The 26,945-nt window shown below is 44.7% G+C and carries 22 protein-coding genes; 18 read left to right on the forward strand and 4 right to left on the reverse strand.

Annotated features, from left to right (window positions below):
- Positions 1-2,056: leucine--tRNA ligase (gene leuS, locus HUF13_RS10165; protein ID WP_173475024.1), on the forward strand; the 2,056-nt coding region annotated here is incomplete at its 5' end.
- A gap of 275 nt (positions 2,057-2,331) precedes the next feature.
- On the opposite strand, the gene HUF13_RS10170 is transcribed toward leuS, so the two are convergent.
- On the reverse strand, positions 2,332-3,171 hold the full coding sequence (locus tag HUF13_RS10170; protein WP_173475025.1) for a co-chaperone YbbN: 840 nt from the start codon (positions 3,169-3,171) through the stop codon (positions 2,332-2,334).
- A 162-nt stretch (positions 3,172-3,333) separates the two neighbouring features.
- On the opposite strand from HUF13_RS10170, the gene HUF13_RS10175 reads away from it, so the two are divergent.
- Complete coding sequence (locus HUF13_RS10175) at positions 3,334-4,509, forward strand: deoxyguanosinetriphosphate triphosphohydrolase family protein (protein WP_173475026.1); 1,176 nt, start codon at positions 3,334-3,336, stop codon at positions 4,507-4,509.
- A gap of 62 nt (positions 4,510-4,571) precedes the next feature.
- Here the strand turns inward: HUF13_RS10175 and HUF13_RS10180 are convergent, their stop codons facing one another.
- Positions 4,572-5,891 carry a nucleobase:cation symporter-2 family protein gene (locus tag HUF13_RS10180; protein WP_173475027.1) on the reverse strand — a complete coding sequence of 440 codons (1,320 nt, stop codon included), beginning with the start codon at positions 5,889-5,891 and terminating at the stop codon, positions 4,572-4,574.
- Between the two features lie 12 nt (positions 5,892-5,903).
- Positions 5,904-6,485 (reverse strand): xanthine phosphoribosyltransferase, encoded by a 582-nt coding sequence (locus tag HUF13_RS10185; protein WP_173475028.1) that lies wholly within the window; start codon positions 6,483-6,485, stop codon positions 5,904-5,906.
- A 309-nt stretch (positions 6,486-6,794) separates the two neighbouring features.
- Between HUF13_RS10185 and HUF13_RS10190 the strand changes: the two genes are divergently transcribed.
- The 5 genes from HUF13_RS10190 (at position 6,795) to HUF13_RS10210 (ending at position 12,663) form a co-directional block, all read left to right on the forward strand.
- Positions 6,795-7,181 (forward strand): type II toxin-antitoxin system RelE/ParE family toxin, encoded by a 387-nt coding sequence (locus tag HUF13_RS10190; protein WP_173475059.1) that lies wholly within the window; start codon positions 6,795-6,797, stop codon positions 7,179-7,181.
- Positions 7,168-7,470, forward strand: coding sequence for a helix-turn-helix transcriptional regulator (locus HUF13_RS10195; protein WP_173475029.1), 303 nt, complete (start codon positions 7,168-7,170; stop codon positions 7,468-7,470). The genes HUF13_RS10190 and HUF13_RS10195 overlap by 14 nt, the downstream gene beginning before the upstream one ends.
- 241 nt (positions 7,471-7,711) lie before the next feature.
- A complete protein-coding gene (locus HUF13_RS10200) occupies positions 7,712-8,302 on the forward strand; it encodes a bifunctional 2-polyprenyl-6-hydroxyphenol methylase/3-demethylubiquinol 3-O-methyltransferase UbiG (RefSeq protein ID WP_173475030.1) in 591 nt (196 codons plus the stop codon).
- Positions 8,269-9,450 carry an HNH endonuclease domain-containing protein gene (locus HUF13_RS10205; protein WP_173475031.1) on the forward strand — a complete coding sequence of 394 codons (1,182 nt, stop codon included), beginning with the start codon at positions 8,269-8,271 and terminating at the stop codon, positions 9,448-9,450. Before HUF13_RS10200 ends, HUF13_RS10205 begins: the two co-directional genes overlap by 34 nt.
- Before the next feature lie 15 nt (positions 9,451-9,465).
- Positions 9,466-12,663, forward strand: a complete 3,198-nt coding sequence (locus HUF13_RS10210; RefSeq protein WP_173475032.1) for a UvrD-helicase domain-containing protein — start codon at positions 9,466-9,468, stop codon at positions 12,661-12,663.
- 95 nt (positions 12,664-12,758) lie between these two features.
- On the opposite strand, the gene HUF13_RS10215 is transcribed toward HUF13_RS10210, so the two are convergent.
- On the reverse strand, positions 12,759-14,183 hold the full coding sequence (locus tag HUF13_RS10215; RefSeq protein ID WP_173475033.1) for an ATP-binding protein: 1,425 nt from the start codon (positions 14,181-14,183) through the stop codon (positions 12,759-12,761).
- 844 nt (positions 14,184-15,027) lie between these two features.
- Between HUF13_RS10215 and HUF13_RS10220 the strand changes: the two genes are divergently transcribed.
- The 11 genes from HUF13_RS10220 to HUF13_RS10270 all read left to right on the forward strand — a co-directional run bounded on the left by HUF13_RS10220 (position 15,028) and on the right by HUF13_RS10270 (position 26,930).
- Positions 15,028-15,462 (forward strand): metal-dependent transcriptional regulator, encoded by a 435-nt coding sequence (locus tag HUF13_RS10220; RefSeq protein ID WP_072829744.1) that lies wholly within the window; start codon positions 15,028-15,030, stop codon positions 15,460-15,462.
- Between the two features lies 1 nt (position 15,463).
- A complete protein-coding gene (locus tag HUF13_RS10225) occupies positions 15,464-15,748 on the forward strand; it encodes a FeoA family protein (RefSeq protein ID WP_173475034.1) in 285 nt (94 codons plus the stop codon).
- Positions 15,748-18,708, forward strand: coding sequence for a ferrous iron transport protein B (gene feoB, locus HUF13_RS10230; protein WP_173475035.1), 2,961 nt, complete (start codon positions 15,748-15,750; stop codon positions 18,706-18,708). The genes HUF13_RS10225 and feoB overlap by 1 nt, the downstream gene beginning before the upstream one ends.
- Before the next feature lie 291 nt (positions 18,709-18,999).
- Positions 19,000-20,121 (forward strand): porin, encoded by a 1,122-nt coding sequence (locus tag HUF13_RS10235; protein WP_173475036.1) that lies wholly within the window; start codon positions 19,000-19,002, stop codon positions 20,119-20,121.
- Between the two features lie 283 nt (positions 20,122-20,404).
- Entirely contained in the window at positions 20,405-20,965 is a 561-nt protein-coding gene (locus tag HUF13_RS10240) for a DUF3793 family protein (RefSeq protein ID WP_173475037.1), read from the forward strand.
- A 25-nt stretch (positions 20,966-20,990) separates the two neighbouring features.
- Positions 20,991-21,419, forward strand: coding sequence for a flavodoxin (locus tag HUF13_RS10245; protein WP_173475038.1), 429 nt, complete (start codon positions 20,991-20,993; stop codon positions 21,417-21,419).
- Between the two features lie 235 nt (positions 21,420-21,654).
- Positions 21,655-21,882 (forward strand): DUF1490 domain-containing protein, encoded by a 228-nt coding sequence (locus tag HUF13_RS10250; protein ID WP_173475039.1) that lies wholly within the window; start codon positions 21,655-21,657, stop codon positions 21,880-21,882.
- Positions 21,883-22,028: 146 nt separating this feature from the next.
- Positions 22,029-24,128: a heavy metal translocating P-type ATPase gene (locus HUF13_RS10255; protein WP_173475040.1), complete on the forward strand. Its 2,100-nt coding sequence runs from the start codon at positions 22,029-22,031 to the stop codon at positions 24,126-24,128.
- A 106-nt stretch (positions 24,129-24,234) separates the two neighbouring features.
- Complete coding sequence (locus HUF13_RS10260) at positions 24,235-25,428, forward strand: hypothetical protein (protein ID WP_173475041.1); 1,194 nt, start codon at positions 24,235-24,237, stop codon at positions 25,426-25,428.
- Positions 25,429-25,500: 72 nt separating this feature from the next.
- Positions 25,501-25,779: a hypothetical protein gene (locus tag HUF13_RS10265; RefSeq protein ID WP_173475042.1), complete on the forward strand. Its 279-nt coding sequence runs from the start codon at positions 25,501-25,503 to the stop codon at positions 25,777-25,779.
- A gap of 113 nt (positions 25,780-25,892) precedes the next feature.
- The gene (locus HUF13_RS10270) at positions 25,893-26,930 is read left to right on the forward strand and encodes a YhcG family protein (protein WP_173475043.1); all 1,038 of its coding nucleotides are present in this window, start codon (positions 25,893-25,895) and stop codon (positions 26,928-26,930) included.
- Positions 26,931-26,945 lie beyond the last annotated feature (15 nt).

The raw sequence follows: 26,945 nt of genomic DNA on the forward strand, positions 1-26,945 counted from the left end.
CGAAAAGTGCGGCACCAAGGAAGTCGAACGCCGTAACCTCAAGCAGTGGCTCATGCGCATCCCGCTGTATGGCGACCGCCTGCTGAAGGGCCTCGACAAACTCGACTGGCCGCAGGGCGTGAAGGACATGCAGAAGAACTGGATCGGCAAGAGCTACGGCGCCGAAGTGGACTTTGCCATTGCCGACGCTAACGGCAAGCCGACCGAAAAGAAGCTCCGCGTCTACACGACCCGTTGCGATACGCTGTTCGGTGCTACCTACATGGTGGTGGCTCCGGAACACGCGATGGTGCCGGAACTCACGACTGCCGAACAGAAGGCCGCCGTGGAAGAATACGTGCACGCCGCCGCTCTCAAGAGCGACCTCGACCGTACGGAACTCGCTAAGGAAAAGACCGGCGTATTCACCGGTTCTTACGCCGTGAACCCGCTCACCGGCACGAAGATTCCGGTGTGGGTAGCCGACTACGTTTTGACGGGCTATGGCACCGGCGCTATCATGGCCGTGCCTGCTCACGATACCCGCGACTTCGATTTCGCGAAGAAGTTCAACCTCCCGGTGATCTGCATCATGGAACCGGACGCAAGCTGCCCCGAAGATGTTCGCCCGAAGGTTCTCGCTGGCGAAGCTTGCTGGGCTGCCGACGGCACTTACATCAACAGCGAAAATGCAACGCTCTGCCTGAACGGTCTCAACAAGAAGCAGGGTATCGCCAAGGTCATCGAATGGCTCGAAGCCAACAAGATCGGTAAGGCTACCGTGAACTACAAGCTCCGCGATTGGCTCTTCAGCCGTCAGCGCTACTGGGGTGAACCGTTCCCGATTATCCACTGGGAAGATGGCGAAATCTCTACGGTGGATGACGCCGAACTTCCGGTGCTCTTGCCGGAACTCAAGGACTACAAGCCGGGTGACGGCGGTCAGTCTCCGCTCGCGAACGCCACCGAATGGCTCCAGGTCGTCGATAAGAACGGCCGCAAGGGTATTCGCGAAACGAACACCATGCCGCAGTGGGCAGGTTCTTGCTGGTATTACCTCCGCTACATTGACGCTTGCAACGGTGATGCATTTGTGGCAAAGGAACTTGAAAAGTACTGGATGCCCGTGGACCTCTACGTGGGTGGTGCCGAACACGCCGTGCTCCACCTGCTCTATAGCCGCTTCTGGCACAAGGTTTTGTTCGACCTCGGCCTCGTCTCTACCGACGAACCGTTCCAGAAACTCTTCAACCAGGGCATGATTCTTGCCTTCGCTTACGAAGATGCCGCAGGCTCCAAGGTCCCGACCGACGAAGTTGAAGAAAAGAACGGCAAGTTCTTCAAGAAGGGTACTGATATCGAACTCAAGCAGATTGTGGCTAAGATGAGTAAGTCCCTCAAGAACGTCGTGAACCCCGATGACGTTGTCCGTGACTACGGTGCCGACAGTCTTCGCTTGTACGAAATGTTCATGGGCCCGCTCGACGCCGTGAAGCCGTGGCAGACCAAGGGCATCGAAGGCATGAACCGCTTCCTCGGCCGCGCCTGGCGTTCTGTTGTCGGCGACAGCGATGAAGCCCCGGTCTTCGTTGACGAAGCCGCTCCGGAAGCTATCGAAAAGGTGATGCACCAGAGCGTTATCAAGGTCACGAACGACATTGAAAATATGAGCTTCAACACTGCCATCAGCCAGTTGATGATCTTCAATAACGAAATGATGAAGATGGACAAGCGCTACCGCGAACCGTGCGAAACGTTCGTCAAGCTCTTGCACCCGTTTGCCCCGCATATCGCCGAAGAAATGTGGAGCATCCTCGGTCACGAAGGCTCGCTCACGAACGTCGCCTGGCCGGAAGCCGACCACTCCAAGGCCGTGGAAAATACCGTCGAAGTCGTGTTCCAGGTGAACGGCAAGGTCCGCGCCAAGGCTTCTGTTGCTAAGGACTTGGACAAGGCTGCCCTCGAAAAACTCGCTCTTGAAAACGAACGAGTAAAAGAATTTACCAAGGGAATGACTGTCGTCAAGTCGATTGTTGTGCCTGGTAAATTGGTCAATATCGTTGTCAAGCCAGCGTAACGAACGCATGAAGGATTGCCCCTGAGCCGAGTGTAGCGACCACGCTTGCGTGGGCATTACCGAGGCGATTGGGCAAGGGCTCGAAGAGCCCAATTTATGGCGGGTAAGACCGTCGTGAAGTCCATCGTGCTCCCGGGCAAGTTGGTGAATATTGTGGTGAAGTAACGATACGTCATTGCGAGGAGCCGAAAGGCGACGAAGCAATCAATAGCATTAATAAAAGGCCGTAGCAATTCGCTGCGGTCTTTTGTTGTTCTAAGTTTTAGGTTACACGTTTATTCGCACTTGAATCCTTGCAGTTCCAGCCCAGCGCGAATTTCGCCGTAGGTGGATGTGCGTTTCATATCCATCGCTTTCATGAAACGGCAATCGTTGTCGATGTGCATTTGGAATCCGGCCATAGTCGGGGTGACTTCGCCTTTGCCGCTTGCGCGTATGTGTGCCATCATTTCTTCGCGCTTGTCGCTCATTTCGGGCGGAACGAATACGTCCGTAACGATATCGACGTTCTTGATTTCGGTATCGCCGAAGACGAATGAAATGGTAACGAGATTCTTGAGTCCGTGGAACTGGCCGTTGACTTTACAGACAAGGTTTCTATCTTTGCCTGTCTTTTTAGCGGGCTTCTTGGCGGGCTGTGGTTTTGCCGTGTTTGCGCTAGGCGTGTAATCGAGCGCTTGCAGTAGCTGTTCTTCTTTGACGACTCCGACGAGGCGGTTTACGATTTGTCCGTCTTTGATGAGGAAAAATGTTGGGAACGCTTGAATCGGGAGCGTGTTCTTGATTTTTTCGATGTTGGGTTCATCGATGCCCACGGATGCAACTTTGATGTCGCGGTAATTTTTCGCGATACCGATAAGCGTCGGGATCATCACGAGGCACGGTGGGCAACTGGTCGATGAAAATTCCAAGATGACCGGCGTTTTGGAGTGCAGAATTTCTTTTTCGAAATTGCTGTCATCTACTTTGACGATGCGGATGTCTTCGTCTGCTGCGATGCTCTTTGCGTTTGCGGCGCCTTTGGCTTGAACCTGCGAAACGCTACCTACGGCAAGGATTGTGGCTGTTGCAAATGCGATTGCGTTTGAGAGAAAACTATTTTTAAAAATGTTCATGTGAGTAACCTTGTTTCTCTATTGAAAATTTTATTAAGAACGACTTTGCGTATTGTAATTATTCCTTCAAATAATAACTTTTTTCGAAGGAAAAATTTTACTGTTTTATATATTTTATTAAATGAAATGTAGATGTAATCTACCGATTAAAGGATTTGCTTTATGGAATGGAACGCAACGGTCAAAAGCAGAATTGAGTCACGTTTGATGGATAAGGAAAAATCGCTTGCAGAATATGCTTGCAAGTCGACGGATGCAGTTCGTTTCCGTGAGATGCAAGATGATGTTCGTCCGAATTTTTCTAGAGATGCAGATAAAATAATCCATTCTTATTGCTATAGCCGATATATCGATAAAACTCAGGCTTTTTATCTTGTTGAAAATGATCATATCACACATCGTGTTTTGCACGTGCAGTTGGTATCGAAAATTGCAAGAACCATTGGGCGTTTTTTAAATTTGAATGAAGACTTGATTGAAGCAATTTCGCTAGGGCATGACGTTGGCCATACGCCTTTTGGACACGATGGCGAAAGGATTGTCTCGAATTTTTTGCAGGATTGCGGCGAAGGGATTTTTGAACACAATGTACAAAGCTTTAGGCTTTTCCATGACCTCGAAGCGTACGGTAAAGGCTTGAATCTCACAGCGCAAGTGCTCGATGGAATCATCTGTCACAACGGCGAAGTTCTGGAGAACGAATATGGCTGTAATCGCAGCAAGACTCCCGAAAAGTTGCTGGAAGAATACAAGAACAGCTTGAGTGGAACGCTGAAGTCGAAAGAGATGGTTCCGATGACATTGGAAGGTTGCGTCATGCGAATCTCGGACGTGATTGCTTACGTTGGTCGTGATGTCAAGGACGCTCTCATCTTGAAATTGATTAAGCCTGAGGATGTTCCAAAAGAAATTACGGAGATTCTCGGTGACGATAATGAAAAAATCGTCAATACGCTCATCACAGACCTTGTCAACAATAGTATTGATAAAGATTCGTTGAGCTTTTCGTCGGACGTCTTTAACGCTCTTGATCAATTGAAAAAATGGAATTACGATAATATTTATACGAATCCGAAAAAGTCATCTCAGGACGAAAAAATAAGGACGATGTTCCGGGCTGTTTTTGAAACATGTCTGGATGAACTCCGTACGGGCGTGAAAAAGGCGACGGGAATCAATCACTGGTATGAAAAAATGAGCGAAAAGTACAAGGATACGAATTCGTTACCGCGCGTTGTTGCCGATTACGTTTCTGGAATGACGGATGACTATTTGATGAATGTCTACAAGGAAATTGTAATTCCAAAATCATTTGGAATCAGTTTCGAAGGAAAATGATGAATTTATCAAAAATGCCCAGCTGGTTTGGCTGAGCTTTTAAGTTGAAATTCATTTATTTGTTATTTCTTTTCCGCGATTTTTTCTTCCTTGTCCTTGGGCAGCACGAGGTTTAGAGCAACGGCGAGGAGGAATACGACGGCGACGCAGTTTTCGGCGAAGATAATCTGGATTGTTTGCGGGAAAATCTGGAACATCTTGGAGGCCGAAGTAAAGCCGAGGCCGATGCTCAGCGACATGCTGACGATGATCATGTTGCGCTGCGAGAATCCGCTCTTGGCAATCATGCCAAAACCTGCGAAAAGGATGGAGCCGAACATCATGATGGTGCAGCCGCCGAGAACCGCTTGCGGGATGGTCGTGAGGAGTGTGCCGATAGGCGGGAAAATGCCGCCGAGAATCATGATGCCAGCGCTTGTCGCAATCGCAAAGCGATTCACGACGCCGGAAAGCGAAGCGAGCCCGACGTTCTGGCTGAAGGATGTAATTGGTGTACAGCCGAAGATGCCGGAGATGGTGCTTACGAAACCATCGCAGCTGATAGCTCCGCCCATTTCGGCTTTGTGGATTTGACGCTTGAGGGCGCCGCTGCAAAGTGCGCTCGAGTCACCGACCGTTTCTGTCGCGGAGACGAGGTAAATCGCGACAACGGAGAGAATAGCGCCGAGGTGAAATTCTGGAGTGAATGGGAGAATCTTCGGGAGCGCGATGATGCTGCAGTTGGAAAGTCCGGAGAAGTCTACCATGCCCATGCAAAGCGAGAGAATGTAACCGACGATGAGGCCGACCAAGACGGAAAGCGAGCGCAAGAACCCTTTCGCAAAAATTTGCGTGAGCAAACAGGTGAGGAGCGTAACGCTACCGACAATCCAGTTCTGCGCGGAACCGAAATCAGCGGCGCCTTGGCCGCCAGCGAATGAGTTTGCGCCGATGGGCAAAAGCGAGAATCCGATGGACGTGACGACTGTGGCCGCGACGATGTGCGGGATGAGCTTGAGCCAGTATTTAGCGCAGAGGCCGAGCAAGCCTTCGATGATGCCGCCTACGATGACTGCGCCCATGAGCGCACCCATGCCCTGCGTAGTTCCGATGGAAATAGAAACGGAAAGGAATGTAAAGCTGATGCCCATCACGATGGGGAGTCTGGAACCGATTTTCCAAACGGGGTAGAGCTGGATGAGCGTACCGATGCTCGCAATAATCATGCAATTTTGGATAAGCGAAGCGGTGATGCCCTTTTCGATTCCGACAACATTGGCAAGGATGATGATGGGCGTTATGTTGCTCACGAACATGGCGAGTACATGCTGTAAGCCGAAAGGTATCGCCTGCAAAAGAGGAATGCGACCGTCAAGTTGATAAATGTTGTCTGAAGTCTTCATGGCAAGCCTCGTTTACTGTTCGCGGAACTTGATAAATCCTGTTTCGGCGTCCATGCTATCGACGATGGCTATGGATTCCAGGCGTACGCCTGCGGCGCGGAGCTTTGCACCACCGGGCTGCATGCCCTTTTCGATGGCGATGCCGACTCCGACGAGTTCGGCGCCTGCTTGCCTCACGAGATCGATGAGCGCCTTGCTGGCTTCCCCATCGGCGAGGAAGTCGTCAACGATGAGAATCTTGTCGGTCGGCTTGAGGTAGGGGCGCGAAACAAAAATATCGTTGAACTTTTTGTGCGTGAAGGAGTATGCCTTTGCCACGTATTTGTCGTCGGTGCTGTTGACGGTCTGGCCTTTTTTGGCAAAGACGACTGGAACATCGTTCAAGTAAGCGATAAATGCCGCGATGGCGATGCCGCTTGCTTCGATGGTGAGAACCTTGTTGAATTCTACGTCGGCAAATCGACGCTTGAATTCTTCGCCGATTTTATGCATTAGGCGAATATCAATTTGATGGTTTAGGAAACTGTCAACCTTAAGAACGTTGCCTGGCTTGACGACGCCATCGGCAAGGATTTTCTGCTCAAGAAAGTTCATGTTTGAAATCTAGCAAAAAGCTCGATTTTGGCAATTATTCGAAATGCTTACATTGCGGAATGATGTTGTCAGAATTTCCCTAGAAGTGGGCGAAAAGTCGAGAGTGAGGCTTTATTTTGGATGGGACCGCTCAAAAGTGATTAAACTGATTAATCAGTGATCAAAGGTGATTAATCACTTTTTCTCAATTTGCAATTTGCCGTTTTTTGCGTGAAAACGACGGTTTTCCTGTTGGCATGAATGTTGCAAATGTATCTGAGTTTGAAATTGCAGCTCTTGACAGCGTATCAAAAAGGAGATACATTTGTAATGAGAGAAATTTTAGCTTATGAGGGTCCTAGCTTTACTATAGAATGGTATTACGATGAAAATGGAATAAGTCAGGCTTTAGATTATTTTAATAGATTAGGTGATACGCAAAAACGTAAAGTGCTGATGCTGTTTAAAAGAATGGGTGATTCAGGAAAAATCTCGGATATAACAAAGTTTAGAAATGAAGGTGATAAAATTTATGCATTCAAACCGCAACCGGACCGATTCCTTTCCTTCTTTTTTATGGGAAAGAAAATTATTGTGACGAATGCATTTTGCAAGAAGTCTCTAAAACTTCCTGAAAGCGAAAAACAAAGAGCAATATTTTCTATGCAAAGTTATAACACTCGTGTGCAAAAGGGAGAATATTATGAAGAAGGCTGAATCGACATTTGAAAGGATCATGTCCGACCCGAAACAAAAGAAAGCCTTTGAAAAGGAATATGCAAATTTCCTTTTGTCTGAGCTTATATTAGATGCAATGGCGGAACAGGATGTTAGTGTTCGTGCTTTATCGAAAGCTTCTGGAATTTCGACATCGGTGATTCAAAATTTACGTGCAATGCAACCGATGAACATAACCTTAAAGACGCTAAATGCGTTGCTTTCGTCTCTTGGTTATGAACTTGTTGCTCGAAAAGGTCGGCACTACGTAAATCTTTCAACGCTGTGAGGGCCGCGAGGAAAGTTTGATTGTTATAGACTCTCGTTGCTGCGGCGATTGTGCTTTGAAGAAAATGAAATAAGTAATCCCAATGAACGATGGTGATTGATTTACTAAGTCTCTTTTGGAGGAGGTTAATGAACTTCCTCCATTTTTTGTAAGCATTCTCTTGAATGTTCTTGATTTGAAGTGACATTTTGAAAAGTAAGTTTATGAGAGGGGCTGAAATAAAGTATTTTAAAGATGTTGTATGACATCGACCATTGAATATTATAATAGAAATGCTCTAGAGTATTCTCGTAGCACTGTTTGTGTTGATTTTTCTGCGACGCAGGAGCGGTTCTTGCGATATATGCCATCGTATGCGAAAATTCTCGATTTTGGATGTGGTTCTGGTCGAGATACCAAATATTTTTTGGATAAAGGTTATGACGTTGATGCTGTTGATGGTTCTAGGGAATTTTGCCGATTGGCAAGTGCCTATACGGGAATTCCTGTTAAGCAGTTGTATTTTCAAGAATTTGCATCAGTAAATGAATATGATGGAATTTGGGCTTGTGCCTCTATTCTCCATTTGCAATGGGATGACTTGATTTCCGTATTGCATAAAATGGCCGTTGCGCTGAAAAATACTGGAGTAATTTATACATCCTTCAAGTATGGTGATTTTTCTGGCGAACGTCAAGGTCGCTATTTTATAGATTTTACGGAAAATCGTCTAAATGAAATGCTTACACTTGTTCCAGAATTACAATGTAGAGAATATTGGATTTCTACAGATGTTAGACCGAATAGGAAAGACGAAAAATGGATGAATATAATTCTTTCCCACAAAGCCTAGCTTTAGATATTAGTTCGCCTTATTGTAATCAGCTTGATGTCGAGTGTTTTTCGCTCATGATGAAAAATCCGACATATTGCTACAAGTTTTACTGGCTTGAGGCGATTGTCAAACTTATTGATGAAGATTTTGTGCAGTCGACATTCGATGCTATTATCGATGAGATGATTGCAAATGTCTGGTACACTGTGTTGGAATATCATGTCCACTTGAGCGGGATGCTGAAAGGAAAATTTCGTGATGCTTTGGAACTTGCCATCGTGCAGTTGGCTGCGAAAAGTGAACTCCCATCCAATGCCTCGAAGGTCGAAATCAAGAACGCCATTAAGCAATATAACACAGATATAAAAAAGTATAAAGTTGCGTTAACTAAATACGTACCCTATCGTGCTCTGGCTGGATTCTACGATCGTTACGAACAGGGAGGTGGTGCGAAAGTTAATTGGAATAGTGCCTCGGAAATTGTCAGATATACGCAAGCTGTGAATCGTCGTATTTTGCTGCCGTACACCTTTGACGAAGGCTCGCAACTGAATCGTGTCGTTGTGTTCAATCCCGTTTGGAAGCAATATATCCAAGATAATTCTGTTGCGTTACTCGGATGGATTCAACATGAAAAATCCAAGTGGCTGCAGGTCAACAATCCCGAAGTCCCTGGGATTGTATATAAGCTCTCGCCTATGGATGCGAGTGCTCGAAAACTTGAACAAGTCCGTAAACTATGGGAAATAATCCTGCAACGAGAAACGATTCTTGACATCTATACAAACAAGCCTATTGAAAATGATTACGATATTGACCATTTTATTCCATGGTCGTTCGTGATGAACGATGAATTGTGGAATCTGATTCCGATGGATTCTTCGTTAAACTCTTCCAAGAATAATCGCCTGCCGCATTGGACATTTTTCAACCGATTTGCTGACAACCAATATGAAATGTACCGTTTGATGTGGGATGACGAATTCGTTCGCAGCCGCTTCGAGAAATGCTACCGCGACAACATCCATTCAATATGGGCGGAGACAGAATTGTTCAAACCCGGTAACAGTAAGAATGAATTTGTCAACATTTTACGGAAGAACATGCAACCTGTGTATGATTCCGCAAGGCGGCAAGGATATGAAATATGGAAATTTAAGGGGTGATGGTTGTCGCTAGGTATGTTTGTTTTAATAATTGTATTGCTAGTAATATTTGTTGCTTGTTATGTAGCTCATCGAAAACGGCTTGCTAAAGAATTTGAAGAAAAAGTACGGAGTTTCATAGAAATATGTGATTCGTTTTTCGTTGAATTTGACGGGTTATTTAAGCATTATATTCAGGATGCTGAAAGAGACGCTTTTATTTTAAAGTATAAAGCGTTGTACCTTGAATTGCAAAGGTATAGTGGCATTCCGTCAAAAGTTGAAGATTTTGTAAAGCTAGAAGATTTTAAGAAAAAGTACAAGGATTTCCCAGGACTCGTTATAGAGTCGAATGTGGTAATCAAATGCAAAGAGTTATTGGTTAAAGTTGAACCATTTTTTGTTGAATTTGATGAAATATTGAAACGTTATATTCAAGACTCTGAAAGGGATACTTTTATTTATAAATACCAAGCTTTGTATTTTGAATGGCTAAAGTACAGTTCAATTTCTTCGAAAACAAATACTTTTATAAAATTGGAAGAGTTCAGAAGAAAATACGAGGATTTTCCAAGGCTCGTTTTTGCGTCAAATGCAGAGATTAAACGCAAAGAAAATCTCAAGTTGCTTTTGCAATTTGTGAACATTTTCTTTGATGAACTTGATTTCTTGACTAGTCGTTATGTTACAGACTCTGATGGAAAAATATTTTATCAGAAATGGAAAAAATTGTCTCAAGATGTTGCTATTTGTAATTTGAATGTGAATGATGAAGAGTATGGGAAAATAAGTCATTTTGAAATAATCTATGAGAATCTTTTTAATTATTTAGAAAAAGCGAATAAATCGTTTATTGTGCGGGAATCGCAAAAATATGATTATCTGTTTTCCAACATAGATGGAAAGTCCTTAGATATGCAACAAAGAGAAGCAGTCATAACCGATGAAGATAGAATTCTTGTTTTGGCAGGGGCGGGTAGTGGAAAAACGCTGACGATTGCAGGTAAGGTCAAGTATTTATGTGACGTAAAGAATATAAGTCCGGAAGAAATACTGCTTATTTCGTTTACGAAAAAATCTGCTCAAGAAATGACCGATAGAATTCAGGGAAAGTTGGGAATCCCTGTTAAATCAACAACTTTTCATAAATTGGGTCTTGATATAATCAAAAGTGCTGTTGGAAAAAGGCCTGACGTTCTTGATGAATCTCTTTTTAATGAATTTATACATAACTTTTTTGAAAAAGAATTGGTTGATTATCCTGAATTGGTAAAAAATTTGATTGAGTATTTTGCATACTATATTGATATCCCTAAGAATATGGAGGATTATTCGTCATTAGGTGAATTGTATGAGGCCGAAAAAAACGTGGATTTGGAAACGCTTAGGTCGAAATATGATCAAGAGAAGTATACTCAAGAAGAAAAAATAAAGAAGTCGCAGAATCATACAACGCTAAAAAATGAAAAAGTAAAAAGTCTCGAAGAAGTTCAAATCGCAAATTTTCTTTTTTTAAACGGCATAAATTACGAATATGAAAAACTCTACCCGTTTGAAAATCCTGACCCCTTGCGAAAAACGTACAGACCTGATTTTTATTTGAAAGATTATGATATTTATTTGGAACATTTTGGAATAACGAGGAACAATACGGTTCCATGGCTTTCTCCCATTGAAGCTCAAAAATATTTAGAAGGAATTGATTGGAAAAGAGAACTTCATAAGCAGAATAATACCAAGTTGATTGAAACCTATTCATACTACAATTCTGAAGGGGTGCTTTTACAAAAGCTTGAAGAGCTTTTGAAACAAAATGGAGTTGTTCTGAAATCACGAGACTTCATGGATATTTTCAATACTGTTTATGCAACCAAGACGAATAAGTTTTTTTCTGAGTTTGTGAAGCTGTGCGGAACGTTTATTGTACTTTTTAAGTCTAATAATTATACAATAGAAACAATTGATAATTGGAAAGATTGGCTTTCGTCAGAAGATAACAAATTCTTGCAAAGAAGAAACAACACTTTTTTGAATATAATAAGAGTAATATTGGAAGAATATCAAAAATACTTAATAGCCAATAATTCAATTGATTTCTCGGATATGATAAACAACGCAACAGAGAATGTTAATGCTGGTTGCGATATTCCTTTGTATAAATATGTGATTGTAGATGAATATCAAGATATTTCAAAGGCAAGATTTAATTTGTTGAAGGTGATTGTTGATAAAACAAAAGCAAAGTTATTCTGTGTAGGGGATGACTGGCAATCTATATATCGATTTGCCGGTAGCGATATTTCATTATTCACTGATATTGCAAAGTATTTTGGAAAAACGAAAATATTAAAAATTGAGAAAACATATCGTAATTCGCAAAAATTAATCGATGAAGCATCGCGTTTTATTTTGCAAAATCCGCTCCAACTCAAGAAAAGTTTACGCTCCGATAAAAAGTTAGATTATCCCCTTGTTTTTTGGGGGTTCGACGACAATCCGAAAAATGCGTTACAAGCGATAATCAATAAAATTGCTTTGGATTATGGAACGAATTCGTCCATTTTACTTTTGGGACGAACGAATTACGATATAGAAATTGCAAAAGATACAGGCTTGTTCCGAAAGATTCGGAAAAATGGTGTAGATGCACTAGAGTACATTCAGAATCCGAAGTTGCAAATACAATTCCTTTCTGTTCACAAATCAAAGGGCTTGGAAGCGGATAATGTTATTTTGCTGAATTTTAGAAATGACAAACTTGGATTCCCGAATCAGATAATTGATGATCCTGTTTTGAACTTTGTTCTTACAAATGCAGAAGATTACAGATTTGCAGAAGAACGTCGTCTGTTTTATGTTGCTATTACCCGAACTAAAAATAGAACCTATGTCCTTGTGGACAACAAGAATCCATCGCTTTTTTTCAAGGAATTCTCAGAATCTACATCAGTATTCTTTAAATCAACAAGGAGAAAAATTAGCGAAAAGCAGACGAAATGCCCTCTTTGCAAAACTGGAGACTTGCTAAAAATTGAACATGATGGAAAATCTTTTGTGGGGTGCTCTAATTTTCCTCGGTGTCGGTATGCACAAAGAGACGTGACTATTTTGTCAAGTCCTAAAATATGTCCTGAATGTGGCGGTTTCCTTGTAAAACGGAAAGCCTATAATGGATATAATTTTATTGGATGTTCTAATTATCCTGCTTGCGGATATAAGGAAAAAATGTTTTGAAAATAGGGTAAGTAATTTAATAGCTAATATGTTTCTAATTGCCCATTGAGAAGATTAATAAGTCCTTTTCTGCGGTATAATTCTCTAAATCCCGATTATTTGAAAAGGTCATCGAGTGTAATTTCTTGATGTATGAGCTCGTTGTAGTAGGCGTTGTGTTGTGCGCCGAACGAGGATATTAGCACGATTTGGACGGCTTTTCTCGTTTTGGTGTTGTTTTCAAAAGCACCTCTTTTGTTCTTTAGATTCTCGTAGGATTTCTTATCGAGGGAGTATTTGTCCCTGCAATATTTCATCTCGCAAATGTCGATGATGCCGTCGTTACGGTCGATGACAAGGTCGATTTGTGCACCGTCGTTTCCGTCGCTGGCTTTGCTGAACCAAGATGCTGTGTTTGTCAATATTCCTGAAATCCCAAGAGCGCTTTTTATCTGGTCGATGTGTTGTAAGCACAGGCGCTCAAAAGCTAAACCGTACCACGTGTTTAGTGGGGCTGTATTTAGCGATTTGCTCCAGAACTGTTTGTCGATGTTTTTGTTTGTCGCCAAAAATTTGAAGTGGAACAGTACAAAGTTGTCTATAATCTGGAAAAGGGCACCTTTTTTTTCTTGGCCGATTTTATGGTATCTTTGAATGAATCCACATTGTTCCAGTTCTTCTAGAATTTTTGTAAGGGTGCCGTCGTTCTTTAAGTCTGGAGATTGCGTGAGCTGTTCGCGTGTGAGGCCTGCTTTTTTCTTGCAGAGTTCTTCCAATACTTTAAGGTGTAAAGATGGGTCTTTAAAGAGGGAGGCGAACATTTCCCTATATTCGTATTTTAATTTTGCGTCTTTATCGAAGAAAAGTCTGTCGATATTTTGCGGAAGGCTCTCCGTACGTTTCAGTAAACTCCAGTAAAATGGCACGCCTCCGAATATCATGTAGGCGTTGGCAATGTCTGTGCGAGAAAATCCCAGTTGGGCCGTTTTGGCAAATTTTTCGCATTCGCTAAGCGTGAAGGGTTCAAGATGGATGGTGCAGGTGAGCCTGTTGTGTAGACCTCCGTGGTTGTTGATGATTTTATTCGTAATCCATGATGTGGAACTTCCGCAGACGATTAAGACGATGTCCTGTTCTTTGCGGGCTGTTGCCCAGGCGTTCCAAAAATGCTCTAGCGCACTGACGAATCCTGATTTGGGTGTGTCAATCCACGAAAGTTCATCGATGAAAATGATCTTTTTTTTGTCCTCGGAATTTTGCAAAAAAGTTTGTAATGCGGTAAACGCTTCGCTCCAGTTCTTGGGAACAGGCTGTTTTGGGGCCCCGGCGGAGATTAGGGAATCTCTGAATGAGGATAATTGTTTTTTTAGAGGCTGGTCGGCGAGGCCTGTGTGCTGGAACGTAAAGTGGTAATTGAACGTTTCGCGGACGAGGTATGTTTTGCCGATTCGGCGTCTTCCGTAAATGGCGCAGAATTGGGATTCCCTGCTTTCGACTAAAGCGCGAAGTTCTTCTTGCTGTTTTGAACGTCCGATGAGCATTTTTTACCTCCGTTTATAGTTTAATATAACAAAAACCTCTTTATAATTCTCTAAATGTCCTCAAAAACATTACATTTAGAGAATTATAAGCACTTTTTTGCGGTATAACTCTCTAAATGTGCGTTTTTGCGACTTTCCCCCAAAGCCCCAAAAACAAAAATGTCCGCTCGCTGGCGGACATAAAATTGTTTTTTTTACGATGGGCTTTAAATTTATTAGATAGGTTGCAGTCTTACAATTTTGATTCTTTCGGAAATTCCACATATCTGAACCATGGATCTTTACCTCCGTTAGCTGCTTCACGGGCACGCTTTTCGCGCATGCCTCGTTCAAATGCTTTTTGGAAAAATTCGTAATTCCGTAAGCGGCGGGCACGAGCTTCTGGAGTTTCGGGGTGCCTCTCCTGCATACGGGCGATAAACCGGCGAGCATCCTCGCCGAACAATAGCTTGCAAGCGAGTGTCGCAAAATTATGCTTGCATAATTTTATGATCGAGCAAATAGGCGGACGCCAAAGGCGTCAACATGGGGGTTTCTCTGACGGGTCTTGCCATGAGCTTCCTATTTGTTGATTGTTTGGATAAAACTAATCGATATATTAACGCCCGGCTAAGCCGGATGGCATCCTTTGAGGATCCGTGTTAAAATATAAAAAAGTCGAAAAGGAAAAACAATAGGGCGGATTGCGTGCTTTTCCTATAGCCTCTCCCTATATCTTTTCTTGCGTTTCTCATATTTTTGCAAAAATTATAAAAGTTTAGCCTTGACTAATTAGCCTTGGCTTACTAATTTTAGTCTTGTCTAATAAAATTAGGCGACGTTAACGTTTAAAGGATCATCGAATATGGAAAACAATCACGTGAAGCTTAGCCAGAGTCTCGAAGACTACTTGGAAATGGTGCACATGCTTCGCTTGGCAAACGGGATTGCCCGTGTCAAGGATATTGCCGCCGCCCTTTCTGTGAAGATGCCTTCTGTGGCTAAGGCGATTCTTGAACTTAAAAAGCTGGGTCTTGTGACTCAGGAACCTTACAGTGGCGTGGAACTCACGGAAGAAGGTCGCAAGGCGGCTGCCGATGTGCTGAACCGCCATATTCTTTTGAAGGGTTTTTTGATCCGTCTGGGCGTTTCCGAAGCGATTGCTGACAAGGACGCCTGCAGCATGGAGCATATTCTTTCTGCTGAAACTCTTTCGACAATTGAAGACTTCATGAAGAGGGGAAATGAAGGCGCTGTTGCGAAAAAGGCGAATGCTTTAAAGGCTAAAAAAGGAAAATAAAATGGGTTGTAATTGCGGTTGTGGAGGCAAAACCTCTACAAAGAAATGGGATCTTGAACCGAAGTTTTCTGACCTCAAAAAAGGTGATAAGGTAGAAATCCTCGGTTATAACGAAGGCGATGCCCGCTACAAGTCCAAATTGCTTTCTATGGGGCTTGTGCGTGGTGTGACGCTTGAAGTTTTGCAGGTGGCTCCTCTCGGTGATCCGATTGAAGTCAGTGTTTTGTCGTACCGTTTGTCGCTTCGCAAGCAAGAAGCGAACGTTCTTAAATTGAAGAGGGTCTAATGGCTCCGAAGCTTTTTACTATTGCAATTGCCGGTAACCCGAACTGCGGTAAAACGGCTCTTTTTAATGCTCTTACGGGTGCTCGCCAGAGTGTTGGGAACTGGCCGGGCGTGACTGTCGAAAAGAAGGAAGGATTTTTTGAACTCGGTAACCAGCACATCCGCGTGGTGGACTTGCCGGGTACTTACGCTCTCTTTGCGAATGCCGAAGACGAACGCGCCGCTGTCGATTACTTGCTCACTCGCGAAGCGGACCTCATTGTCAATATCATTGATGCCTCGAACATTGAACGTAACTTGTTCTTGACTTCTCAGCTTGTCGATATGCAGATTCCGATGGTGATTGCTGCAAACATGATCGACATTGCGGAAAAGCGCGGCTTGCATTTGGATTTGGATATCCTTGCTGAACGTTTTGGCGTGCCGGTGATTCCGCTTTCGGCCGTGAACGAAAGAAGTATCACGAACTTTATCAGCGAAATGGCTCATGTTGTCGCTGGCAAAAAGATGACTCCTAAGGCTATCCATTACGGCGAGAATGTCGAAAATGCCGTGAAGTATTTGGAACCGAAGGTTGAACCGGTTGCAAAGCTTTTGGATACGGATGCCCGCTGGGTTTCGCTCATGTACTTGGGCAACGAAAAGAGCTATGCAGACAAGTTTGCAGAAGCCAAGGTCCAAATCAACAAGGCCGAAGTGACCAAGATGCTGAACGAAGAAAGCGAATTTGCAATGGCAGATGCGCGCTACAGCTTGGCTCACGAAATTGCAGGTAAGACGATTCTTTCGAACCGTTCTAAGAGAACCTGGTCCGATAAGCTCGATTCTGTGCTTTTGAATCGTTGGGCGTCTCTCCCGATTTTCCTCTTGGTGATGTACCTGGTCTTCTGGGTGGCCGTCACAATCGGTTCTGCGTTCATCGATTTCTTTGATGTGCTGTTTGGTGCTATTTTTGTGGATGGTCTTGGCTACTTGCTCACGGATGTGCTCCATGCGCCTGGCTTTGTGTCTGCAATTCTCGCCGATGGTATTGGCGCCGGTATCCAGACGGTTTCGACGTTCATCCCGGTTATCTTCTTCATGTTCCTCTGCCTTTCGTTCTTGGAAGACTCGGGTTACATGGCGCGTGCGGCTTTTGTCGCGGACCGCTTCATGAGATTCCTCGGGCTCCCGGGTCGTGCATTCGTGCCGATGATGGTGGGCTTCGGTTGCGGCGTGCCGGGCATTATGGGTTCTCGTGTGCTCGAATCCAAGCGTGAACGTTTCCTCACGATTTTCCTTGTGCCGTTCATGAGCTGCGGCGCTCGCCTTCCGGTGTATGCGTTGTTTGCTGCGGCATTCTTTGGAGCCCAGGCTGGGACTGTAGTGTTTGCGCTTTATCTTGCGGGTGTTCTCTTTGCGATCGTGTACGGCTTGATTCTTCGCCGCTCCTTGTTTGTGGGTGAGGCTAGCAACTTTGTGATGGAGCTGCCGCCATACCACTTGCCGAAATTCAAGTCGCTCATGATCCACTCCTGGCTCCGTTTGCGCGATTACATTGTCCGTGCTGGTAAGGTGATTACGATTGCCGTTGCTATTCTCGGGTTCCTCAATAGCTTTGGTTTTGTAGATAAACTCTACACCGAAATCAATGGCGAAAAGACGGAAATCGTGAAGGCCGAAGAAGGTTACGCCATGGTGCAGGACGAAAAGGAAGTGCCGCTCCCTGAAGGTGTCGTGATTGACGAATCCAAGATTAAGACGGAAACGGAATTCACGGCTGGCAATGGGGATTCCGAAAACAGCTTGCTCTCTGCAATTGGTAAAGCGATTACTCCGATTTTTGAACCGTTCGGCGTTGAATCCAACAACTGGCCTGCTTCTGTGTCGCTGTTCACGGGTCTCCTTGCTAAGGAAGCTGTGATTGGTACGATGAACTCCTTGTACTCCATGGCGGGGCCGGGTGATGCAGTGACGAAAGGCGAAAAGGTAGTTGAAGGGGAAAGCCTTCCCCTCGCTCCCGCCTCTGACGCGGCGTCCGCTACCCCTTCTAGCGGGGACACCCCGCAACGCCCCATTGCAGACGAAAGACGAGAGACGAAAGACGAGAGAAGTGATGTAGTCGTTGCTGACTCTGCCGTCGCCGATAGCGCTGCTACGGAACGTCATCCTGAGCAAAGCGAAGGATCCAGTGACATTTCTGTTGCCGATGCTCCTGTTGATGGTTCGGCAAGCTCACCAACCGAAAAGCCTCTCATCGCTGGCGTGGACGAATGCCCGGCCGAAGAAGAGGAAGAAGGTGGTGCTCCGGATATTCTCGGTGCATTCAAGGAAGCCCTTGGCACGATTCCGGAAAACTTGAGTGAAGTCTTCGGCTCTCTCACGGACATTCTCGGAACATCTGGCGAACTCGAAGCGCAGAATGCCGCAGAGCTCAAGAAAGTCACACTCGATAAGATTCTTGAAGCCAAGGCGATTACTTGCGAAGAATATGCTTCTATCGAAACCTTCAGCGAAGATGAAGGTGCCGACAAGGCTCGTGAAGAGGTATTTGCAAAACTCGCTGCTGCAGGCCTCACGTTGAGTGAAGATGAAATCGGCGCTCTCGAAGAAGGTGACTTGAGTGAAACTGCTGACATCTATGCCAACCTCCGTTCTTACTTCCACAACCCGGACAAGAATGGAAATCCGGTAGACGGATTTAACTGGCAGGTGTTTGCGTTCTTGATCTTTATCTTGCTCTACGTGCCTTGCCTTGCTGCAATGGGCGTGGTCGTTCGCGAAATCGGTCTTGGTCTTGGTGTGTTGATGGCTGTGGTCCAGACGGTGCTTGCCTGGGCGGTCTCGATACTCCTCTACCAGATTCCGGTGGGCGGCGACAAGTTCTGGATTGTGTGCTCGATTGTTGTGCTTGTGGCGACATTCGTTTTCCTCAAGCTCTTCGGTATGAATGCAAATAAGAAAGGTCGATTTGAAGATTAAAATCTAAAGTCCAGTTTCATTTGAGTCAAGAATCATTAAGGGCCGATTGGCCAAAAGCCGTCGGCCCTTAATTAAACCTTTTAACTTAGACTAAACTAATAAAGATAGAGGAGACTAAAATGATTGAATCAAATGAAGAACAGGAATGGGTTGAACTGAAAAATAATTGGCACGCTCTTTGCTCTAAGAAGAGTAAAAAGGGCGAAAAGCCAAGGATTTTGTAACACAAAATGTAAAAGCTTAGACGGGGTGTTACAAAAAAAATAAAAAACCGTCATTGGAGAGTAAAAAATGAAAACTCGTTTAACATCCAACCTCTTGTTTGGTCTTGCTGCTGCATCTATCCTTGCCGTACCGGCTCTCGCTCAGGAAGCTGAAACAGCATCTAAAGGCCCGGAAGTCAAGTTCTCTGGTGAAGTTGAATTTGACGCATACACGGGCGATGTAATTAATGACGATAAGCAGAGCCATAGCTACGCTTCTACTTTTGATTTGAATGTTGATGTTAAGCTTAACGAAAAATGGTCTGCATCCGTACAGCTCGAAGCTGATGGCGAAACAACGGATCCGACTGCGATTTACAATGGCGCATTCGTCCAGTACACGCATAGCGATAAGTTTGCCGTGAAGTTTGGCGACTTGACCTTCTCGGAAGGCGCGTTCCTCAACTTCTACGATTATGATGACCCGGCAGATAACGCTGCTGGTATGGCTGAACACGATATCCGAGGATTCGAAATTGACTATAACGGCCTTGTTTTTGGCCTCGGCTTTGGTCGCGGCGACAACGACAATCAGATTTGTACTGAAGAAGATGGTGAAGAAAAATGCGTAGGCGTTGCCTATGACCTTCACCTTGCTTACGAACTCGGCCTTGGCGAACATGTGTTGCGTCCGTTCTTTGATTACAAATCCTATCAGGAAGCAAAGCACAACGAATTGCATGCTGGTCTTGATGCTAATCTGAAGTTCGATGCGTTTGCATTCCACTTCGTTTACGGCTTGCATGTGGATGCGCTCAAGGAAGATGATCCGAAGGCAACGCATGCTTTCCTTGCTGAACCTTCTTTGGACTTGGGCAAGGTAAACATTAAGGGCTCTGTGTTCTATGCCATTATTGACAAGAAGAATCCGACTGTTCACGGCGAAGAAATTCCGGAATACTTCTTTGCTTATGGTGAACCGAGCGTGAAGATTAATGACGCTATCGCTCTTGGTCTTCCGCTTGAATACCACACGAATACGTTGCAGAAAGATGATGACACTTCTACGTTTAACGTAGGTCTCCGTGCTTACTTCACTCCTGTTGAAGGACTTGATGTGACTGGCTTTGCTAAGGTGAATATTCCGGTCGGTGACGATGCTGATGACGCTGGTCTCAAGCTTGGTCTTGAAACAGTATTTGCTTTCTAATAAACTATTTATAGATTTTTTGCCATAGGATGAAAATCCCGCCGCAATGAAAATTGTTGGCGGGATTTTTCTTTATGTTAGACATGTCTAATTTTTGGATTGTTTCAAGTCTATTTGGAGTAGCATTTGGGTTTGTAGATTTCTAAAATAAGAATAAAGAAAATTTTGCCATAGAACCTCAGCTAGTGTATAAGATTCGTTACCTCATATATGCTGGATAGGTTATCCCGCCTACGGCGGAAGTCGTAGGCGGGATTTTTTTTTGCTTTTGCTTAGGTTGTTCATGATTGAAAATATCGATTCTCGCCTAGTTCGCCATTGTGCACCGACGCTTGCCGGCCTTAAAACGGCTAATCTGTTTTGCCTTGATGATACTGATGGAGTTTTGCTTTGTAATATTTTGGCTCGTTGGAATCGGGTGTTGAATCCAAAGGGCGTTTCGGCTCGCATTGTTGCTGAACGTTGTGGCCGTTATTTTATATATGTTTATCGGAATAGCGCTTTACAGGAGTTGAGTAATTCCTGTGAGATTAGGAATTTTTTGAAAGGTTTTGGCTACATCGGATTTGATGTGGAATCGTTATTGAATTTTTTCCAGATGCGCATGGCGCGTTCTGTTTGCTTTCCGCATGAAGTAGGCGTTTTTTTGGGATATCCGTTAGATGATGTGAAAGATTTTATTGCGTATGGCGGGAAAAATTACAAGTTGATTGGATGTTGGAAAGTTTATAACGATGTGCCGAATTCGATGCATATCTTTGATGTTTACAAAAAATGTCACAAGATTTTCAATGAGAGGTTTGAACAGGGCGATTCTTTAACGGATTTAACTGTGGCATGTTAACTAACCGATAAAAAAGGAAAACAAAATGAATAAAATTGCTGTTATTTATTGGACAGGAACGGGAAATACCGAAGTCATGGCGAATGAAGTTGTCGCGGGTGCGAGTGCAGCTGGCGCCGAAGTGACGCTTTTCAATACGTCTGATTTTAGTGTAGATAAGGCTCAGGAATTTGACAAGTTTGCTTTGGGTTGTCCGGCAATGGGTGCCGAAGAGCTTGAAGATAGCGAATTCCAGCCGCTTTATAATCAGCTGAAGGCGCAAATTTCGGGCAAAAAGGTGGTGCTTTTTGGCTCTTATGGCTGGGGTGGCGGTGAATGGATGAATCCGTGGAAAGAAGATGCCGCAAATGCGGGCCTTGTGCTTGCTGATGATCCGCTCGCAATTGAAGGCGCTCCAGATGACGCAGGCAAGGAAAAGTGCCGTGAGCTCGGCAAGGTCCTTGCGCTTTCGTGATTATTGAGTTTCGATGATCCATAAAATGTTAGACTCTCTAACAAAATTAGAGAGTCTAACATTGTTAGAAATTCACTAACAATGTTAGCGTCAGTCGTGTGAAACTCAACTGGGATGCGGGGTCTCGTGAGTTATGTGCTTAGTTTATTTGTAATTTGCAATCGGAGGGGAGAGTATTTAATTTTTAAAAAGCGGGCAAGTGCTCCGCTGATTTTTCTTTAATAAGGAGAATGATATGTCTGTGTTCAAGAATGAAAAATTCTGGCTTGTAATTGCTGGCGCTGTGGGTTCCGCTGTCGCTAAGAAAGTGCTCAAGGCAAAGAAAACCCGCGAACTTGCCGTTCAGGGACTTGCTCATGGCATGAAGTTCACGGCTGACGCCAAGGCTGCATTCCAGGATATGAAGGACGAAGCCAACGATATCTGCAACGACGCCAAGGCAGAAGCGGGATTGAATAAGTAGACAGTGGTTAGTAGACAGTAGGCAGTGTATGCAAAAAAGACTGCATTTGCTGATGTCAACTGCGTCAACCACTAATCACCCACCTAAAGGTGGCCATGCCCACATAAGTGCTGAAGCACTAAGTGGTCAAAGGTAACCACTAAAAAATGAAATTCAGAATCGTTTACGATAAGCCGGGTCGCCTTCGCTTGCGTGCTGGGGCGTACGCTTTTGAACGTGATTATGAAGCGCGCATTCACAAGGCTTGCTTGAATGAGCCTTGCGTTAAAAGTGTTGTAGTGCACAGCGCCAATGGCGGGCTCCTTTTTGAATATTCCGCCAAGGCGGGTGATTTCGAGACGAGCCGTAAGCAGATTCTTGATTTTGTAAGTGCGCTCAATCCCAAAGAATTGCCCGAATGCGACGGTGAAACGGAATACCAGTTGCAAGCTTTGGACGACGGGTTTAAAAACAACCTTGCGATGATGATTGCAAGGCGCTATTTGTCGCGTTGTTTTTTGCCGCTCCCGATTCGCACTGCAATTACGGTTGTTCGCGGGTTGCGTTATGTGGCTCGCGGGATTTCGACGCTTGCGAGCGGAAACCTCACTGTTGATGTATTGGACGGTGCCGCAATTGGCGCTAGCCTGCTCCAGAGAAATTACGAGTCCGCAGGCACAGTCATGTTCCTTTTGGGCGTTTCGGGCTTGCTGGAAGATTACACCAAGGCGCGTACGCGCACTGCTTTGACGGGAAGCCTCGCTGTCAAGGTTGATAAGGTCTGGGTCGTAAAAGACGGCGTGGATACTTTGGTGGATATGAAGGAAGTGCAGGTCGATGACCTTGTTCGCATCCGTTCTGGAAGCATGATTCCTGTGGATGGTCGCGTTGTTGAAGGCGAGGCGTTCGTGAACGAATCGACGATGACGGGCGAATCCAAGGCGGTGATGAAAACTGCCGGCCGAATCGTCTTTGCGGGCACGGTTCTTGAAGAAGGCTCGATTGTGGTCCGTGTGACTGCGGTGAACAGCAATACGAAAATTCAGAAAATCGTGGAACTGATTGACCGTAGTGAAGACTTGAAGGCTAGCGTGCAGAGCCGTGCCGAACATTTGGCGGATAGCATTGTGCCGTTCAGTTTCCTTGGCTTTGGGCTTACGCTTTTGCTGACGCAGAATATCTCACGTGCGGTTTCCATCTTGATGGTGGATTACTCTTGCGCCATTAAGCTTTCGACTCCGATTTCTGTGATTTCTGCATTGCGTGAAGCGGCGGATATGGACATGACGGTGAAGGGCGGCAAGTACCTGGAAGAACTTGCTCTTGCCGATACGATTGTGTTCGACAAGACGGGAACGCTCACGAAGGCGGAACCGCGTCTCGAAAAGATTATTCCGTTCGGCGAATATTCCGAAAAGCGGATCTTGAAAATTGCGGCATGCATCGAGGAACATTTCCCGCATAGCATGGCTCGTGCGATTGTGAAAGCCGCGCTGGAACGCAATATCAATCACGCCGAAGAACATGCCGATGTGCAGTACATTGTGGCGCACGGTATCGCGACTTCGCTCAAGGGCAAGCGCGTGGTTATCGGAAGCAAGCATTTTGTCATCGAAGATGAAAAGGTCAATGTTTCTGAAGCGAACCAGGCGGTTATTGACGAACAGGCGGGTGCCGCATCCGTGATTTACCTGGGCATTGGTGGCGAATTGGCGGGTGCCATTTGCATTGGTGATCCTCCTCGCGAAGAAGCAGTGGATGCAATTCGCGGCTTGCGTGAAAGTGGCATCAAGAATGTGGTGATGATTACGGGCGATAGCCAAAATGCGGCTGAACGCGTTGCCGAACATCTTGGCGTTGATACGTTCTATGCGCAGGTCTTGCCCGAAGATAAGCACCGCTATGTAGAACAAATGAAGTCCGAAGGCAAGCGTGTTATTATGGTGGGTGACGGCATCAATGACGCTCCTGCGCTTGCTGCGGCAAATGTCTCTGTCGCCATGAGCGATGCCAGTGACATTGCACGTGAAACCGCCGATGTGACGCTCCGCCGCGAAAATCTCGAAGACCTCGTGGAACTGCGCCTCTTGAGCCAAAAGCTGATGGAGCGCATCTCTGAAAATTACCGCTTTATCGTGACGTTCAATACGAGCTTGCTTGTAGGCGGTTTTCTCGGGCTCCTCTCGCCGACAACGTCTGCCTTCTTGCACAACGTATCGACCATGGGCATTTGCGCAAAAAGCATGACGAAGTTGAAGGTGACGTAAGAAGATTCCCACATTACATCGGCTATGCTGCACGGGTCGCGGGAATGATAACGCTAAGTTTCGCTCTAGCTAAATGCTGGGGCGATTTTTTTATAATTTTCTGACTATGAATAATTTTCGCTCCATCGATGAACTCATTCAGGCTCTTTCTCGCGAGAAGGCTTTGCTAAAAGAAATGTTTGCGAAGCGAAAAACGCTCTCATTTCGCATGGATCTGGCGGAGCCACTTGTCGATTACAAAATGTCGCGTATTCAGTATTTGGTGGATTATGGCATCATTCGTGACAACGGAAATTTTTTGGAACTTGAAGATGTTTATCTCAAGTTCTTCGAAGAGGTTCTTGAAGTCAACGAAGAAATCAATGTCGAAAGCGTCAAGGCGAATATTGACCATCTGAACGAAACTATCGAATATTACTTGCAAGAAACGAATGAATCGCAAAAGTACAATTACTTGCGCGAAGTGCGTCGAAGCTTGAAAAACATTGCACTCAATACAAAGCGTAACGTCATAGACTTGAAGCGTAATGTCGATAACACTTACAAGAACGAACCAAATTACAAAATCAAAAAGGCGAAACTCAAGCATTTCGATGAAAAACGCGACGGTATCAAGTTGCAGATAATTGAAGCGGAAAAAGTGATAGACAATCAGGCTGCATTTTTTAAAATTGCGATGGATGCGGATTTGCGAATTGTGGTTGATGATTTGCGGTATGACTTGAACGAGTCTTCGCACAACTTAATAGAAATCGAAAAGCAGATTATCGAATATCTGAACTTGATTGATTACCAAAGCGAACTATTGAAAAAGATTCGCTTGGTGAAATATTTCCGCGACCAGCAAGTGCTCGAAACGAATACTGATGTTACGAACGTTCTGGCGAGTCGAAACCCTGTTTGGATGGAACCGAATGTGGGCTACAGAATCAAGGTATCGCTCGATTGGCTGAGAGGAAGCGACGACGGACTCTCTGTATTGCGTGAAGTGCGTGGCCGAAAGCAGAACTGCAACAACCTTCGAAAAAAATTGGCAGACCCGCTTGACGAAAGTGAAATTGCCGCACAGAATATCGTCATCCCGATGGTCGATCAGACCGAGATGAAAAACGGATTCATGGCGACGAGTACGGATTTGTTTTACTATGTCATGAATTACAGTTATCCCTACGAAATTGATTTGGAAGGAAAACTGGTGCTCTTTTGTCAGCTTGCATCGCAGTTCTCGGACGAATTTGAAATTACGGACAAGTACGAAGAAGCGTATGGGTACGAATATCCGCTGATATATCCGAAGTGAGTGCAAAATTTGCACCTCAAGTTGGGGCGGCAAAGATACGCTCCCTACACGTTTACCGAGCAAGGCATTTATATGCTTATGTACATTCTCAAGGGCAATTTGGCTGTGCGTCAGAACATCGCTCTAATATGTTTGTTCAAGAAAATGAAGGATTACATTGCCTCGGAAAATCAACAAATGCTTGGAAACACTGGCCTAGTGGAAAATTCCTTACAGATGGCGCAGAATGCTGTGCGAAAATGCGAAAAATGTGAGTGTGCGGACTTTCAGCGAGGAATTGAACGGCGAGGTTACTCCGGCGATATACCACCCGATAGTGGAGGAATTGAAGAAAGTGTCGGCAGTGGGTAAATTTTAAGAGCAAATTTTGAAAAATGTCATAATATGACATTTGAAGAATGTATATTTGCTAAGCAGAAGAAAAGACCCGCAATTTCAAGCTTGTTTGCGGGCTGGAGTGAAAAATGAAGAAAAAGACAGGAAAAGAAATAGAGATTCCCCAAAACCAGAGCAATGGGTACAAGAATCTTGTAACGCAAATAGGTTCATTGCTGATTGAAAGCCGTAAACAGGTGTTTCAAGCAGTGAACTCCACTCTCGTAAATACCTATTGGCAAATCGGTCGTCATATTGTAGAATATGAACAAGGCGGCAACGCGAAGGCCCAATATGGGGCAGAACTGTTGGATAACCTCGCTAAGGACTTGACCGCGCAATTTGGAAAAGGGTTCAGTCGTTCGAACTTGATCTATATGCGTAAACTTTTTACGGCATTTCCAATTCGTGAGACGCTGTCTCACAAATTGAGTTGGAGTCATTATTTTGAAATTTTAAAAGCTGATTCTGATCTCGAAATAGGTTTTTATACAAGACAATGCGAAAACGAGAACTGGAGCGTCAGGGAACTCAAGCGTCAGATGAAAAGTCTGCTGTTCCATAGGATTGCCTTGAGCAAGGACAAAAAAGGTGTGCTGGAAATAAGCAAGCAAGGAGTCCAAACGCAAAAGCCTGAAGATATCGTAAAGGACCCTTATATTCTGGAATTTCTTGGTGTAAACGAAGAACAGAAATACCTTGAAGGAGATATCGAGGAAAAGGTTGTCGCCAACTTGCAAACATTCTTGTTGGAGTTCGGCAAAGGCTTCGCTTTTATCGGACGGCAGTACAAGATGCAAATTGGCGCCAGGCTGTTCAAAGTAGATTTGGTGTTCTACAATTACAATCTCAAGTGCTTTGTTCTTATTGATTTAAAACGAGGCGAAATCGAGCATTACGATGTGGGGCAAATGAATATGTACTTGAATTTCTTCAAAAAAGAGGTTTGCGCCCAGGACGACAATCCGCCTATCGGAATCGTACTCGGAGCCTACAAGGACCAGTTGTTGATGGAATACGCGATGCAGGGCATAGAAAACAATTTGTTTGTAAGCAAGTACCAACTTTATCTCCCCAAACGCGAGGAATTGCAGGGCGAACTTGAAAAAATTCTTGCGGAGAAATGACATACGGTTTTCGTG

It is taken from the genome of Fibrobacter succinogenes, assembly GCF_902779965.1.
Lineage (GTDB): Bacteria > Fibrobacterota > Fibrobacteria > Fibrobacterales > Fibrobacteraceae > Fibrobacter > Fibrobacter succinogenes_F.

Excerpts from the sequence above, each read along its gene's own strand:
- HUF13_RS10170 (WP_173475025.1), bottom strand. The coding sequence starts at position 3,171 with ATGAACATTTTTAAAAATAGTTTTCTCTCAAACGCAATCGCATTTGCA.
- HUF13_RS10175 (WP_173475026.1), top strand. The coding sequence starts at position 3,334 with ATGGAATGGAACGCAACGGTCAAAAGCAGAATTGAGTCACGTTTGATG.
- HUF13_RS10180 (WP_173475027.1), bottom strand. The coding sequence starts at position 5,891 with ATGAAGACTTCAGACAACATTTATCAACTTGACGGTCGCATTCCTCTT.
- HUF13_RS10185 (WP_173475028.1), bottom strand. The coding sequence starts at position 6,485 with ATGAACTTTCTTGAGCAGAAAATCCTTGCCGATGGCGTCGTCAAGCCA.
- HUF13_RS10190 (WP_173475059.1), top strand. The coding sequence starts at position 6,795 with ATGAGAGAAATTTTAGCTTATGAGGGTCCTAGCTTTACTATAGAATGG.
- HUF13_RS10195 (WP_173475029.1), top strand. The coding sequence starts at position 7,168 with ATGAAGAAGGCTGAATCGACATTTGAAAGGATCATGTCCGACCCGAAA.
- HUF13_RS10200 (WP_173475030.1), top strand. The coding sequence starts at position 7,712 with ATGACATCGACCATTGAATATTATAATAGAAATGCTCTAGAGTATTCT.
- HUF13_RS10205 (WP_173475031.1), top strand. The coding sequence starts at position 8,269 with ATGGATGAATATAATTCTTTCCCACAAAGCCTAGCTTTAGATATTAGT.
- HUF13_RS10210 (WP_173475032.1), top strand. The coding sequence starts at position 9,466 with ATGTTTGTTTTAATAATTGTATTGCTAGTAATATTTGTTGCTTGTTAT.
- HUF13_RS10215 (WP_173475033.1), bottom strand. The coding sequence starts at position 14,183 with ATGCTCATCGGACGTTCAAAACAGCAAGAAGAACTTCGCGCTTTAGTC.
- HUF13_RS10220 (WP_072829744.1), top strand. The coding sequence starts at position 15,028 with ATGGAAAACAATCACGTGAAGCTTAGCCAGAGTCTCGAAGACTACTTG.
- HUF13_RS10225 (WP_173475034.1), top strand. The coding sequence starts at position 15,464 with ATGGGTTGTAATTGCGGTTGTGGAGGCAAAACCTCTACAAAGAAATGG.
- feoB (WP_173475035.1), top strand. The coding sequence starts at position 15,748 with ATGGCTCCGAAGCTTTTTACTATTGCAATTGCCGGTAACCCGAACTGC.
- HUF13_RS10235 (WP_173475036.1), top strand. The coding sequence starts at position 19,000 with ATGAAAACTCGTTTAACATCCAACCTCTTGTTTGGTCTTGCTGCTGCA.
- HUF13_RS10240 (WP_173475037.1), top strand. The coding sequence starts at position 20,405 with ATGATTGAAAATATCGATTCTCGCCTAGTTCGCCATTGTGCACCGACG.
- HUF13_RS10245 (WP_173475038.1), top strand. The coding sequence starts at position 20,991 with ATGAATAAAATTGCTGTTATTTATTGGACAGGAACGGGAAATACCGAA.
- HUF13_RS10250 (WP_173475039.1), top strand. The coding sequence starts at position 21,655 with ATGTCTGTGTTCAAGAATGAAAAATTCTGGCTTGTAATTGCTGGCGCT.
- HUF13_RS10255 (WP_173475040.1), top strand. The coding sequence starts at position 22,029 with ATGAAATTCAGAATCGTTTACGATAAGCCGGGTCGCCTTCGCTTGCGT.
- HUF13_RS10260 (WP_173475041.1), top strand. The coding sequence starts at position 24,235 with ATGAATAATTTTCGCTCCATCGATGAACTCATTCAGGCTCTTTCTCGC.
- HUF13_RS10265 (WP_173475042.1), top strand. The coding sequence starts at position 25,501 with ATGCTTATGTACATTCTCAAGGGCAATTTGGCTGTGCGTCAGAACATC.
- HUF13_RS10270 (WP_173475043.1), top strand. The coding sequence starts at position 25,893 with ATGAAGAAAAAGACAGGAAAAGAAATAGAGATTCCCCAAAACCAGAGC.